Here is an 11,722-nt window from a genome sequence, read left to right on the forward strand (position 1 = left end):
TTTCCCTTTTTGTAAAGATTTCACCAACTTTGTTACCTATGGAAAGCAAGGGTTCAGATATGGAAAAAGACTTAGGCGGTTACCGCAAAGCCTATAAAAAAAGTGCCTTACTTGAATCTGCCGTATCGGATAACCCCATGGAACTTTTTCAGAAGTGGTTTCATGAAATTGAAAAATCGGGAACTTCCGATGAGCCTAACGCCATGACGGTCTCCACTCTTGGTTTGGACGGATTTCCCAAAAGCAGGGTCGTACTTCTTAAAAGGTATACCTATGAGGGTTTTATTTTTTACACTAATTATTTAAGTGAAAAAGGGAAGGCCATTGAAAAAAACCCCAGGCTTTGTCTGTCATTTTTCTGGCCAGGGATCGAACGGCAGGTGATTATCAAAGGCACTGCGCAAAAGATACCTGAAAATATGTCGGATGGATATTTTGAATCCAGGCCCACAGGGAGTAAATTAGGTGCAATAGTTTCTGAACAAAGTGAAGTGATTCCTTCTCGTGAAGTTCTGGAGGAGAAACTGAAAGAACTCGAGAAAAAATACGAACAGGGTGAGATCCCCAGGCCCGAATATTGGGGAGGATATCTGGTATCACCGGTGTCAGTTGAATTCTGGCAGGGAAGACCCAATCGCCTTCACGATCGATTGCGATATACGCTGCAAGAGGATTACAATTGGAAATTAGAAAGGCTGGCACCTTAGCAGCAAGGCTAGTACTTATTTTATTGAGCTTGTCATAATCTTTATACACACAACTATGAAACATCTAATAATGGTCAGACATGGCAAGTCCTCCTGGGATTTAGGGGTAGAAGACCGCGACAGACCTTTGAAAGAAAGAGGAGTGAAAGACGCACATAAAGTATCACGTCATTTTGGTGCTTTTTCAGTTAAGCCTGATGTGGTTTATTCCAGTCCGGCCATCCGTGCACTGCATACCTGTGTTATTTTTCTCAGAGTCATGAAAATTCCATATCAAAAATTCTCACTTGCAGATGGTCTGTATGTTTTTTCAGGTAACGAATTGCTCGACTTTCTAAGAGACCTGCCCGATTCACAGGATAAGATCATGGTTTTTGGACACAATCACGCCTTCACGGAGATAGTTAATGAATTGGGGGATGTACATATCGATAATGTCCCGACCACCGGTCTTGTTCATCTTTCTTTTAATATCAGGCAATGGAAAGATTTAAAACGCGGCAAAACGGAAAGAGTTGTGATCCCCAAAGAGCTAAGTATATGAATAAGAGCAAAAACAGATATATCAACAGGGAAATCAGCTGGTTAAAATTTAATGACCGTGTGCTGCAGGAAAGTGCTGATCCAAATGTCCCCCTGATTGAGCGACTTCGGTTTTTAGGAATTTTTTCAAATAACCTGGATGAATTTTTTAAGGTTCGATATGCCACCGTAAAACGTATTGTGGAGGCCGGAAAATCGGGAAAGAGTGTCCTCGGCGGAGAAGTGGCCAAGGATCTACTTGAGGAGATCACTAAAATTGTCATTGAACAACAGACCCGCAGCCTGGAAATACACAATGAAATTGAAAAGGAACTGGAGGGGGAAAATATTTTTCTGATCAACGAGAAAGAGGTAACCGAGGAGCAATCCAAATTTTTAAAGACCTATTTCCAGGAGAGGGTAAGTCCGCAACTTATGACCATTATCCTAAACGACTTAGCCTCTTTTCCAATGCTAAAAGATAGTGCCGCCTATCTGGCCATTAAAATGATCCTGAATTCTGATCATAAAACTGAGGCTGGCCATCATGAAAACGACATCAGTTTTGCCCTTATTGAAATCCCAAAGGGGATCGACAGATTCGTAGTCTTGCCAAAGGAAGGTGACAAACATTATATCATCATCCTGGATGATCTGATCCGCTACTGCCTGAAAAGTATTTTCTCGATGTTCGATTACGCTTCTATATCGGCCCATATGATTAAAATTACCCGTGATGCCGAACTCGATATCGACAATGATCTCAGTAAAAGCTTTATTGAAAAAATATCCTCCAGTGTGGATAACCGAAAGATCAGCGATCCGGTTCGCTTCGTCTATGACAAGAGTATTGAAAAGGGTACACTTAGTTTTCTGACTGAGAAGATGGGGATCACCGATACAGATAGTGTCATCCCCGGCGGGAGATATCACAACAGAAGAGATTATATGAGCTTCCCGAGTCTGGGCAAGGAAGATCTTATGTACAAAAAGATCAAGCCTCTTGCAATAAAGGGAATCGACCTGGAAGGGAGTTTTCTCGATCAGATCGCTGAAAAGGATTTTCTTCAATACACCCCCTATCACAAATTTTCGTATATCATTCGCTTTCTTCGGGAAGCAGCGCTCGATCCCAAGGTGAAAGCCATCAAGATCACGGTCTATCGCCTCGCGGATAATTCCCAGGTAGTTTCTTCCCTGATCAATGCGGCTAAAAACGGAAAGCAGGTAACAGTACAAATAGAGCTCAGAGCCCGGTTTGATGAGACTGCCAACATCGGCTATGCCGAACAGCTGCAGGAGGAAGGGGTAAAACTTATCTTTGGGGTGCCGGGTTTAAAGGTACATAGCAAGATCTGCCTTATTGAGCGGGAAGAACAGGATGGGATAAGAAGATACGGACTGGTTAGTACCGGTAATTTCAACGAGACCACTGGGCGAATTTATACCGATTATACCCTTTTTACAGCCAACGATAAAATCCTGAAAGAGCTGAATATGGTTTTCGATTTCTTTGAAACCAGCTACAAAATCAACAAGTACAAACACCTTATTGTTTCCCCCCACTACACCAAAAGTGTATTTAAAAAACTCATTGATAATGAGATAGAAAATGTTAAACAAGGGAAAGAGGCCTATATCAAGATAAAGATGAATAGTCTTACCTCGTATAATATGGTCGATAAATTGTACGAAGCGAGCAGGGCCGGGGTAAAAATAAAAATGATTGTCAGGGGCATCTGCTGCCTCATTCCGGGGATAAAGGGGATGAGTGAAAATATTGAAGCGATCAGCATCGTGGATAAATTTCTGGAACATCCTCGACTTTTCATTTTTTCCAATGGGGGAGACCCAAAAATTTATATATCGTCTGCCGACTGGATGACTAGAAATATTGAGAATAGGGTAGAAGTTGGATGCCCTGTTTACGATCCTGAAATTAAAAATGAACTCATAGATACTTTTGAGATCTGCTGGCAGGATAATGTGAAAGCCCGAAAGTTTAATGAAGAACAGGACAATGCCTATGTAAGGAATAACAAGCCCAGCTTAAGATCCCAGTTTGCCCTGTATGATTATTATCAAAACAAGCTCGTTGAAAAGAAAAAACAACCCCTCCCGTCATCTGTTGAATAATGGATAAGGTGGCAAAATTGTTGAATCTGGAATTGGAGCTTCGCAGTTGTGAGCCAATTGCGGAAGAGCACTGTGAGGAGGTACCGGGGAATTTTCTGAAAAATGCCTTTAGTGGATTTTGCTCCAAATTAGCGGAACAACTCGTGAGTCCGAATGTTACCTTACCCTGGATATTATCCCTGGTGGGCAGTGGCTCGGGATTTTCTGGAATGCTGGTCCCTCTAAAGAACCTGGGCAGTTTATTACCTCAATTGGCCGTTTCAGGCGCAATCAGGAAATACCCTCTTAGGAAATATTTCTGGGCGATTCCGGCATTTATTCAGGCAATCTTGGTGATGTTGATGGGGATATCTCTGATGTTTTTAGACGGATGGGAGGCGGGTACTGCAGTAGTTGTATTGCTGCTGTTCTTTAGCATGGCCAGTGGGGTATCTTCTGTAGCTTTTAAAGACGTGATGGGTAAAACCATTCCCAAAGGAAAACGCGGGCAACTTCTTGCCTGGCGAGCTACCGGGGGAGGGATACTTACATTGATCTTTGGTCTGGTGCTTTATTTTTTTCTCAATTCCTGGGATCCTATGGCTGTTATCCTTTTATTAGTAGGAGTAGCGACCATTTTGTGGATCCTGGCTGGGCTATTTTTTATCTTGATAAAAGAGGCCCCCGGCGCAACAGATGGTGGTCGCACACCTTTGCAGGAATTTAAGGCGGGACTAAGTATATTAAAAAAGGATACCAATCTCAGAAACTTTATACTGGCCAGGGCATTTTTAATGGCGATTCCTCTTGCCCAGCCTTTTTTTGTCATTATCGGGAAGGAATCGACCCAGGCGTCGTTTTCCGGACTCGGGATCTTTGTCATTGCTTCGGGGATTGCAGCGATGGTATCCAGTCCGTTTTGGGGCAAATTCGCTGACAGGTCGTCACGAAAATTGATGTTGCTTATCTCCGTGTTCGGGATATTTAATTGCCTCCTGGTGCTGGGATTTATGTACCTCAATCCATCAATACAGAGTATTTATCTTTTTGCGCCCTTGATTCTTTTGAATATGATGGCTCACGGAGGTGCTCGTCTTAGCAGGAAGACCTACCTGACCGACTTTGCCCCAGAGAAGGAAAGACCTTTATATATTTCCTTGTCGAATACTCTAATTGGACTTTTTACAATTCTAACCGCTGGTATTGGATTTATTGCTGAATGGTTTAATTATGATATTCTGCTGCTATTTTTTATTGGAATGTTACTACTCAGTATGTATTGGACCTACAGACTGAAGGAGGTATAGGAATCATCCATGGATGGTTTCCCTGGTTCCGAGACCTTTCATAATGGTAGCTTCGTATTCAAGGAGTGCATTCCATTTGACATCCACTTCTTTCCGATCGCCATACTTACGCGCAAAATTTAAGAATAAAGTATAGTGGCCGGCCTCGCTTTCCATTAGAGAGCGGTAGAATTCGGCTAATTCCTTATCCTTTAACTGTTCGGATAATAGTCGAAAGCGTTCACAACTTCTGGCCTCAATAAGAGCGGCGTAAAGTAATCTGTGTACTAATTGAGTCGTCCTAGAACCCCCTTTTGGGAAAAATTTTTGCAGGGCAATGGCGTATTCATCTTTCCTGTATTTCCCCAGCGTCTTCCCTCTGGCCAGGATACGTTCATGTACCATTTTAAAATGCCCCATCTCTTCCCTTGACAAGGCGATCATTTCATTTATTAAGTCGGGGTACTCCGGAAAAGTAACGATGAGTGAAATAGCAGTACTTGCTGCCTTTTGCTCGCAATAGGCGTGGTCTGTGAGGATCTCATCGATATTCATTTCCACAATGTTAACCCATCTGGGGTCTGTAGGCAATTTGAGTCCGAGCATAGTTGAATATAAACTGATTTACTAGCTGATAAAAATAATAAAATTGAAGGGGAATAAAACTACCAGGGATTTGCACCCTTTTCTATAGCCATTATAAATCTAGGTCGAATGTCTTACGCAAAAGATCAATGGCAGGATTTTTTTCTCGTAGCTTTTCATATTTCTCTTCCGGTGTAAAGGCATATTTTCTAATAGTTTCCTCGTTGACACTGATGGAGAGCTGGAGGTAATGATTGTTCAGAGATGACTTGAGGTAGTTCATAAGGGAGGATTGCTCTCTTTCTACCTCCTTTTTCATAGTATCGTTTGGTAATTCTATAGAGATAGTATTATCCTTAATTTTAGGGAGATCAGAGTTCAGGTTGCTCGCCAGTATTTTTTTTCCTTCATCGTCAATTTTTTGTACGTAATCATGCCAGTGTTTCCTGAGATCCTCAAGAGTAAAGGGGTCATTAGGCAGGGAATCTTCGTCATAAGTGACTTCAATCTTGTTCAGTTCGTGTTTTTTCTTCGCCTTAATACTGGAAAGGGAAAGACCGGATACGCGTTTGGGCGGACTTTTAATCTCTATCTTACGCAGGGGTTCTGAAACGACAGCCTGATCATGAGCGAAGGCTTCTTCCACGATGTTTACTTCCTCTGTCTCAGGTTCGGTGACGGTTTCTTCAGCATCCTGCCCATTTGTATTTATATCTGCTTCTGTTTGGGGGGAAGTTGCGATGAGTTCCGGGTTTACAGGTTTTTGTCCTTCCTGTTTTGCCATAAGGCGATAATACGAAGCTGGAATCAGGGCATTTAGTGGGAGGATGTTGCTATGCTTGTTGTCAGGATTTTTTTTTTCACCTGAAAACGAAAGGGATGCCAGTTTCATGAGGGTAAGCTCAACGAGGAGTCGGGCATTTTTACTGCTTTTATACTTAAGATCCGTTTCGTTTGTAAGTTCGAGCGCCTTCAGCAGGAATTCCCTTGAAGTCTTTTTGGATTGTTCCAGGTAGAGTTGCTTGGCATGATCTCCTACTTCCAAAAGTTCTATGGTATCTTCATGTCTGCATACCATTAGGTCACGGAAATGTGATGCCAGACCTATTACGAAATGATGGCCCTCAAATCCCTGGGCGAGAATTTTATTAAACAGGAGTAATAATCCCGGAATATCGTTTTCCAGAATAAGCTCAGTAACTTTAAAATAAGTATCGTAATCGAGGACATTTAAATTCTCAGTGACGGCCTTTCGGGTTAATTCTTTTCCTGAAAAACTTACGACCCGGTCGAAAATCGAAAGTGCATCCCGAAGCGCCCCATCGGCTTTTTGAGCGATGATATGCAAGGCATCATCCTCTGCAACTATCCCTTGCTGTTCTGAGATATACTTGAGATAATTTGCAGCATCAGTTACCGTAATGCGCTTAAAATCAAAAATCTGGCAGCGGGAGAGAATTGTTGGAATGATCTTGTGCTTCTCGGTTGTAGCCAAAATGAAAATGGCGTGTTTAGGTGGTTCTTCCAGCGTCTTTAGAAAAGCGTTAAAAGCCGACTGGGAAAGCATGTGAACCTCATCAATGATATATACTTTGTATTTCCCCACCTGAGGTGGAATACGCACCTGGTCTATCAGGTTCCTGATGTCATCCACAGAGTTATTGGATGCAGCATCGAGTTCAAAAATATTAAAGGCAAAGTCCTCGTCTTCTCTTTCGGAACCATCCCTGTTGATCTGCTTGGCAAGAATACGCGCACAAGTAGTTTTACCTACCCCCCTGGGACCACAAAACAACAAAGCCTGCGCCAGGTGATTGTTTTCAATGGCGTTGGTAAGTGTATTGGTAATAGCTTCCTGCCCAACGACATCTTTGAAAGTCTGGGGTCTGTACTTCCTGGCAGAGACAATAAATGGTTCCATGGATAATAAAATGCTGCAAGGGCACGTGCCCTCTCTACAAATATAAAAATAGCTGGCGGTTAGCACCCGGCTTTTCATGCTGATTACCTACTTTTTATCAACAATTGACTACCTTTGCAAGAAGCAGATCACCTTATCGCTTTCCGCTTTAGCGGGAGGAGGAAAGTCCGGACACCTTAGTGCGGCATAGCGGGTAACACCCGTCGTCTTGCGAAAGCAGGATAGGACAAGTGCAACAGAAAGTATGTACAGGTTAAGCTGTAGTGAAATCAGGTAAACTCTATGCGGTGAAACGCCATGTAAATCAGCGATTGAGGGCTGCACGTCCGAGCTGAAGGGTAGGCGGCTAGAATGTTTGGGTAACCAAACATCCAGATAAATGATAAGGGCCCTTAGGGGAACAGAATCCGGCTTATGATCTGCTTTTTATATTTCCTTTTTAAAAAAGCTAAAGCTGCTATTCCCGTATTTCCTGACTGATGCAAAGTGTGCAAGATTCGACAGGTCTGTCTTTTTAGCATGCTCAATAACCAGCAATCCATCAGCTAATAGCAAGTCCCGTTCAAAGACAATGTGATGAATCAAACCAAATTCATCTGCCGAAATATTATAGGGCGGGTCGGCAAAAATCAAATCGTACTTTTCCTGGGTTTTTTCGAGAAATTTAAATACATCCACTCGTTTTGTTGCGATGGGGAATCCCCACTCTTCTGATTTACTTGCAATAAAGCTGATACATCCCGAATGAGTATCGACACTAGTGACCTCCTTACAGCCTCTGGAAGCAAACTCGAAGCTCATATTGCCCGTTCCGGCAAAAAGATCGAGTACTTTAATATCTTCAAAGTAATAGTTGTTGGTGAGAATATTGAACAGGGCTTCTTTTGCCATATCCGTAGTAGGTCTTACCGGTAGGTTCTTTGGTGGCGTAATACGTCTTCCTTTGTGGGTTCCCGAAATGATTCTCATTTACAGGGAATTTATGACCAGATAATTATCTGCTGGTTTGGGCCCTTCAAAGGACAGGCCATCTGGTATATCGGGAATATAGATAGAAATGTTTTGGATGTATTCCTGGCACAATTCAAATACAGCATCTCCTTCTTCGATCGCGCCAAAAAGCCTGAGTTTAATCTCGTTGGTATCAAATTCGAGTTGTTCCAACGAAAACATGAGGTAGTAAAGAAAGTCTTCAGGAGTTGTATAGGTAAAATTGTTAAACAACAGTAGTTTTTTATTTCGGACGATGATTAAATCAAATTCCTCCGGGCTAACATAGGCATAGCAAACGGGTTCATTTCCAGTGCTGCTGCTTGCGAGAAGGGATTCAATCAGCACCGTTGCGTGATGTTTAAATTCAAAATCCCCGAAGAGGTCATATATGTCATTATTGATATTCACAAAGGGGACATAAACGTTAACCAGATCAAAAGACTGGATTTCATCGTATTCCAGGAGGTCATTTGCCAGGATTTTGGCATTGTACTTCAGGTAGTTGGGCAATTCCCCGGGAACGAACAAAACTTTGGGGACAAGGCTGAATAAATCATTTCTGTGCACTGCTATAACCTCTGAAAATGAATAGTCGGTAATTGCCTGTGTCTTAATAAACGCCTTTAGTTCTTTCTGGGCTTCAAAGGGGTTAAGCCTGGAGCGGAACCTGTAGGATTCTGATCTTATAATCTTTTTGCCAATGGAATCGAGAATGCAAAAAGAAAGTCCATTCAGGCTCACCTGAATGGACAACTTATAATAATCTTCAAGAATTATATCGTTAATAGCCTCGTTATTGGTCTCCTTTTTTGTCATAAATAGGGGGCCAGTTTCCGTTAGTACTTACCTCAGTAAGTGAACCAACTTTGATCTCCGATCCATTTACTTCTTCCACGCTAATTTGAGAGTTTTCTCTTGTGAGGAGGTCTTTAGGCTGATCGTAGAGGACAATATCTTTTTTAACCTTAACTTCGAAGACAGGAGCTCTATAACCACTTTTATCGATAATATCGGCTTTCATTTCAAACTGTTCTCCCCCCTGAGCATAAGGAACAGACATCATAGATTTATATCGATCATCGCCTTTAAAGAGAGAATCCTTAACGGAAACAAATCCTAAGGTGTCTATGATAGTCACTTCTTGGAGGAGATCAATTCCGTATGTTTTATCGAACTCCATATAAGAAGAATCACGTTGCTGGGTAATGGTGTATTTACCAGTATCCACAAATGAAATCAGACTTTTAAAATCATTCGCAAATTTTCCATTAACCGTCTTATAAGCTTCTTGGGAATTTCGGATATCTTTCATTACAGAAATTACCTTACTGAAGCGTTCCTGTTTTACTTTTTTAAATTCAATTGGCCCGGTAACTGATCGATAGATCAAATAACCTAAAACAATACAAGCGATCCAAAGTACTATTTGCAGAATGGTTTTCATTAGAACTCGAATTAGTTAAATTTAGCGGTTCCAACAAATCTACAATTTTTTTTTAATCGCAAAAGGTTTTGACCTAAAAATCCTCTTTATCTTTGGGCTCTTATGGTAACAACCACCCCGGCTTCTTTCTACGCATTACTCAAGGACAATTTCCCGCATCACCCCACCGAAAAGCAGGATATAACGCTACAATTACTGTCTGAATTCCTGCTTTCGAAGACAAAGGATGATTTATTCTTACTCAAGGGATTTGCCGGGACGGGTAAGACCACAATCATAGGAAATTTGGTTACCAATTTGTGGAACACCAAGATGAAATCTGTATTAATGGCTCCTACAGGACGGGCAGCAAAGGTAATGTCTGCATACGCTAAAACGCAGGCGTTTACCATTCATCGGAAGATATACTTCCCCAGGAAGCAAAGAGGTGGCGGGATACAGTTTGTACTGGCACCCAATAAGCACAGGAATACTGTTTTTATCGTAGATGAGGCTTCTATGATTCCCGATACACCGTCAGACAGTAAACTCTTTGAGAATGGTTCTTTACTCGATGACCTTATTCAATTTGTGTATTCCGGGCATCAATGCAAGTTGATTTTAATCGGGGATACGGCTCAGTTGCCTCCGGTACGACTTACATTGAGTCCGGCCCTGAACGAAGATCAGCTACGATCGCGCTTTGCCAAAGATGTTACAGTCATTGAACTTGATGAAGTGGTACGGCAGGTACAGGATTCGGGAATTCTTGTCAATGCGACTGATTTAAGGAATCAGCTTGACAATCTTCTAAACGCCACTTTTCAGTTTCAACTTAACTCTTTTGTGGATATTGTCCGACTTACAGATGGTTATGCCATACAGGAGGCCATAGAAGAAGCCTATTCCTCCCAGGGAAAGGAGGAGACAGCATTGATAGTCAGATCGAATAAAAGGGCTAATTTATACAATGAAAATATCAGGAATAGAATCCTCTTCCTTGAAAACGATCTGGCCGTTGGGGATTATCTCATGGTGGTCAAGAATAATTACTACTGGCTCAACCCTAAGTCGGAAGCAGGATTTATCGCCAATGGGGACATCATTGAGATACTGGAGATATTTGCTTTTAAAGAACTCTACGGCTTTCGCTTTGCCGAAGTGAAAATGAGAATGACGGATTACCCCAATCAGAAGCCTTTTGAAACTGTATTGTTACTCGATACCTTAACGGCTGAGACGCCTTCCCTGTCTTACGAAGATGGCAACAGGCTCTATCAGGAGGTGCTAAAGGATTACGCACATGAATCCTCTAAATACAAGAAGTTCCTGGGAGTGAAAAACAATACTTTTTTTAATGCTTTACAGGTAAAATTCTCTTACGCCATAACCTGTCATAAATCTCAGGGAGGGCAATGGCACACGGTATTTGTGGAACAACCTTATCTGCCCTCCGACCCTGACAGGGAATATTATCGATGGCTGTATACAGCCATAACCCGGGCTCGGGAAAAGTTGTATTTAATTGGGTTTAAAGACGATTTTTTTCTTGATTGATAATACGTAACTTTAGACAAAAGAACCTCAGCAGATGACCGCAGAGACCATGATTAGCATTTTTTTGGGTATAGGACTGGCAGCCTCAGTAGGCTTCAGGGTATTTTTACCTCTTTTTGTTCTAAGCCTTGCTGCTTACTTTCAAGTATGGGACCTCAATGATCAGTGGGAATGGATCGGTAGTGTTCCCGCGCTGATTACTTTAGGGGTGGCTACGGTGGTTGAGATATTCGCCTATTTTATTCCCTATGTGGATAATTTGCTCGACAGTATAGCTCTTCCATTAGCGGCTTTAGCAGGAACGGCAGTAATGGTTGCTACCGTTTCAGAACTCGACCCGGTCATTACCTGGTCCCTGGCAATTATTGCAGGTGGGGGAACGGCAGCGGCCATTAAAGGGGCTTCAGCAACGGGGAGACTAACGTCCACGGCAACAACAGCAGGTGTGGGAAATCCAATTATATCACTTATCGAAACGGCAACGGCTTTGCTTATGTCAGTGGTTTCGGTCATTGCCCCAGTGATTGCCTCTATCCTGGTAATTCTGTTGTTGATTTTTATCTTTACCATTTACAGGAAGTTAAGGCCCAGATTGAGCAAATAATCAAATAAT

11 protein-coding genes and 1 other RNA gene are annotated in these 11,722 nt (G+C 42.2%); 7 read left to right on the forward strand and 5 right to left on the reverse strand.

All coding sequences use genetic code 11. From position 1 onward, the window contains the following. Window positions 1-59: 59 nt before the first annotated feature. From pdxH to ACA086_RS07395, 4 genes are read left to right on the forward strand one after another with little or no spacing between them, the layout of a single operon-like run. Window positions 60-707: a pyridoxamine 5'-phosphate oxidase gene (pdxH, locus tag ACA086_RS07380; protein WP_371002687.1), complete on the forward strand. Its 648-nt coding sequence runs from the start codon at window positions 60-62 to the stop codon at window positions 705-707. Window positions 708-762: 55 nt separating this feature from the next. Next, window positions 763-1,251: a histidine phosphatase family protein gene (locus tag ACA086_RS07385; protein ID WP_371002688.1), complete on the forward strand. Its 489-nt coding sequence runs from the start codon at window positions 763-765 to the stop codon at window positions 1,249-1,251. After that, complete coding sequence (ppk1, locus tag ACA086_RS07390) at window positions 1,248-3,365, forward strand: polyphosphate kinase 1 (protein WP_371002689.1); 2,118 nt, start codon at window positions 1,248-1,250, stop codon at window positions 3,363-3,365. Before ACA086_RS07385 ends, ppk1 begins: the two co-directional genes overlap by 4 nt. After that, the gene (locus ACA086_RS07395; protein WP_371002690.1) at window positions 3,365-4,651 is read left to right on the forward strand and encodes an MFS transporter; all 1,287 of its coding nucleotides are present in this window, start codon (window positions 3,365-3,367) and stop codon (window positions 4,649-4,651) included. The genes ppk1 and ACA086_RS07395 overlap by 1 nt, the downstream gene beginning before the upstream one ends. Before the next feature lie 3 nt (window positions 4,652-4,654). Here ACA086_RS07395 and ACA086_RS07400 read toward each other — a convergent pair whose 3' ends face one another. Next, the gene (locus ACA086_RS07400) at window positions 4,655-5,236 is read right to left on the reverse strand and encodes a tRNA-(ms[2]io[6]A)-hydroxylase (RefSeq protein ID WP_371002691.1); all 582 of its coding nucleotides are present in this window, start codon (window positions 5,234-5,236) and stop codon (window positions 4,655-4,657) included. Window positions 5,237-5,327: 91 nt separating this feature from the next. Beyond that, window positions 5,328-7,136 carry a DNA polymerase III subunit gamma/tau gene (locus tag ACA086_RS07405; RefSeq protein ID WP_371002692.1) on the reverse strand — a complete coding sequence of 603 codons (1,809 nt, stop codon included), beginning with the start codon at window positions 7,134-7,136 and terminating at the stop codon, window positions 5,328-5,330. Between the two features lie 120 nt (window positions 7,137-7,256). Here ACA086_RS07405 and rnpB point away from each other — a divergent pair. After that, window positions 7,257-7,566, forward strand: an RNA gene (gene rnpB, locus ACA086_RS07410) — RNase P RNA component class A. On the opposite strand, the gene ACA086_RS07415 is transcribed toward rnpB, so the two are convergent. The 3 genes from ACA086_RS07415 to ACA086_RS07425 are packed head-to-tail and all read right to left on the reverse strand — an operon-like array spanning window position 7,563 to window position 9,573. Further along, complete coding sequence (locus ACA086_RS07415) at window positions 7,563-8,105, reverse strand: RsmD family RNA methyltransferase (protein WP_371002693.1); 543 nt, start codon at window positions 8,103-8,105, stop codon at window positions 7,563-7,565. The genes rnpB and ACA086_RS07415 overlap by 4 nt on opposite strands. Continuing rightward, the gene (locus ACA086_RS07420) at window positions 8,106-8,945 is read right to left on the reverse strand and encodes a DUF3822 family protein (protein WP_371002694.1); all 840 of its coding nucleotides are present in this window, start codon (window positions 8,943-8,945) and stop codon (window positions 8,106-8,108) included. After that, entirely contained in the window at window positions 8,923-9,573 is a 651-nt protein-coding gene (locus tag ACA086_RS07425) for a hypothetical protein (protein WP_371002695.1), read from the reverse strand. Before ACA086_RS07425 ends, ACA086_RS07420 begins: the two co-directional genes overlap by 23 nt. Before the next feature lie 102 nt (window positions 9,574-9,675). Here ACA086_RS07425 and ACA086_RS07430 point away from each other — a divergent pair, with 102 nt between their 5' ends. Beyond that, complete coding sequence (locus ACA086_RS07430; protein WP_371002696.1) at window positions 9,676-11,109, forward strand: ATP-dependent RecD-like DNA helicase; 1,434 nt, start codon at window positions 9,676-9,678, stop codon at window positions 11,107-11,109. A gap of 34 nt (window positions 11,110-11,143) precedes the next feature. After that, complete coding sequence (locus tag ACA086_RS07435; RefSeq protein WP_371002697.1) at window positions 11,144-11,713, forward strand: DUF4126 domain-containing protein; 570 nt, start codon at window positions 11,144-11,146, stop codon at window positions 11,711-11,713. The last annotated feature ends 9 nt before the right edge of the window (window positions 11,714-11,722 follow it).

The sequence above is a fragment of the Muriicola sp. E247 genome, from assembly GCF_041358175.1.
GTDB lineage: Bacteria > Bacteroidota > Bacteroidia > Flavobacteriales > Flavobacteriaceae > Muriicola.

Excerpts from the sequence above, each read along its gene's own strand:
- pdxH (WP_371002687.1), top strand. The coding sequence starts at position 60 with ATGGAAAAAGACTTAGGCGGTTACCGCAAAGCCTATAAAAAAAGTGCC.
- ACA086_RS07385 (WP_371002688.1), top strand. The coding sequence starts at position 763 with ATGAAACATCTAATAATGGTCAGACATGGCAAGTCCTCCTGGGATTTA.
- ppk1 (WP_371002689.1), top strand. The coding sequence starts at position 1,248 with ATGAATAAGAGCAAAAACAGATATATCAACAGGGAAATCAGCTGGTTA.
- ACA086_RS07395 (WP_371002690.1), top strand. The coding sequence starts at position 3,365 with ATGGATAAGGTGGCAAAATTGTTGAATCTGGAATTGGAGCTTCGCAGT.
- ACA086_RS07400 (WP_371002691.1), bottom strand. The coding sequence starts at position 5,236 with ATGCTCGGACTCAAATTGCCTACAGACCCCAGATGGGTTAACATTGTG.
- ACA086_RS07405 (WP_371002692.1), bottom strand. The coding sequence starts at position 7,136 with ATGGAACCATTTATTGTCTCTGCCAGGAAGTACAGACCCCAGACTTTC.
- ACA086_RS07415 (WP_371002693.1), bottom strand. The coding sequence starts at position 8,105 with ATGAGAATCATTTCGGGAACCCACAAAGGAAGACGTATTACGCCACCA.
- ACA086_RS07420 (WP_371002694.1), bottom strand. The coding sequence starts at position 8,945 with ATGACAAAAAAGGAGACCAATAACGAGGCTATTAACGATATAATTCTT.
- ACA086_RS07425 (WP_371002695.1), bottom strand. The coding sequence starts at position 9,573 with ATGAAAACCATTCTGCAAATAGTACTTTGGATCGCTTGTATTGTTTTA.
- ACA086_RS07430 (WP_371002696.1), top strand. The coding sequence starts at position 9,676 with ATGGTAACAACCACCCCGGCTTCTTTCTACGCATTACTCAAGGACAAT.
- ACA086_RS07435 (WP_371002697.1), top strand. The coding sequence starts at position 11,144 with ATGACCGCAGAGACCATGATTAGCATTTTTTTGGGTATAGGACTGGCA.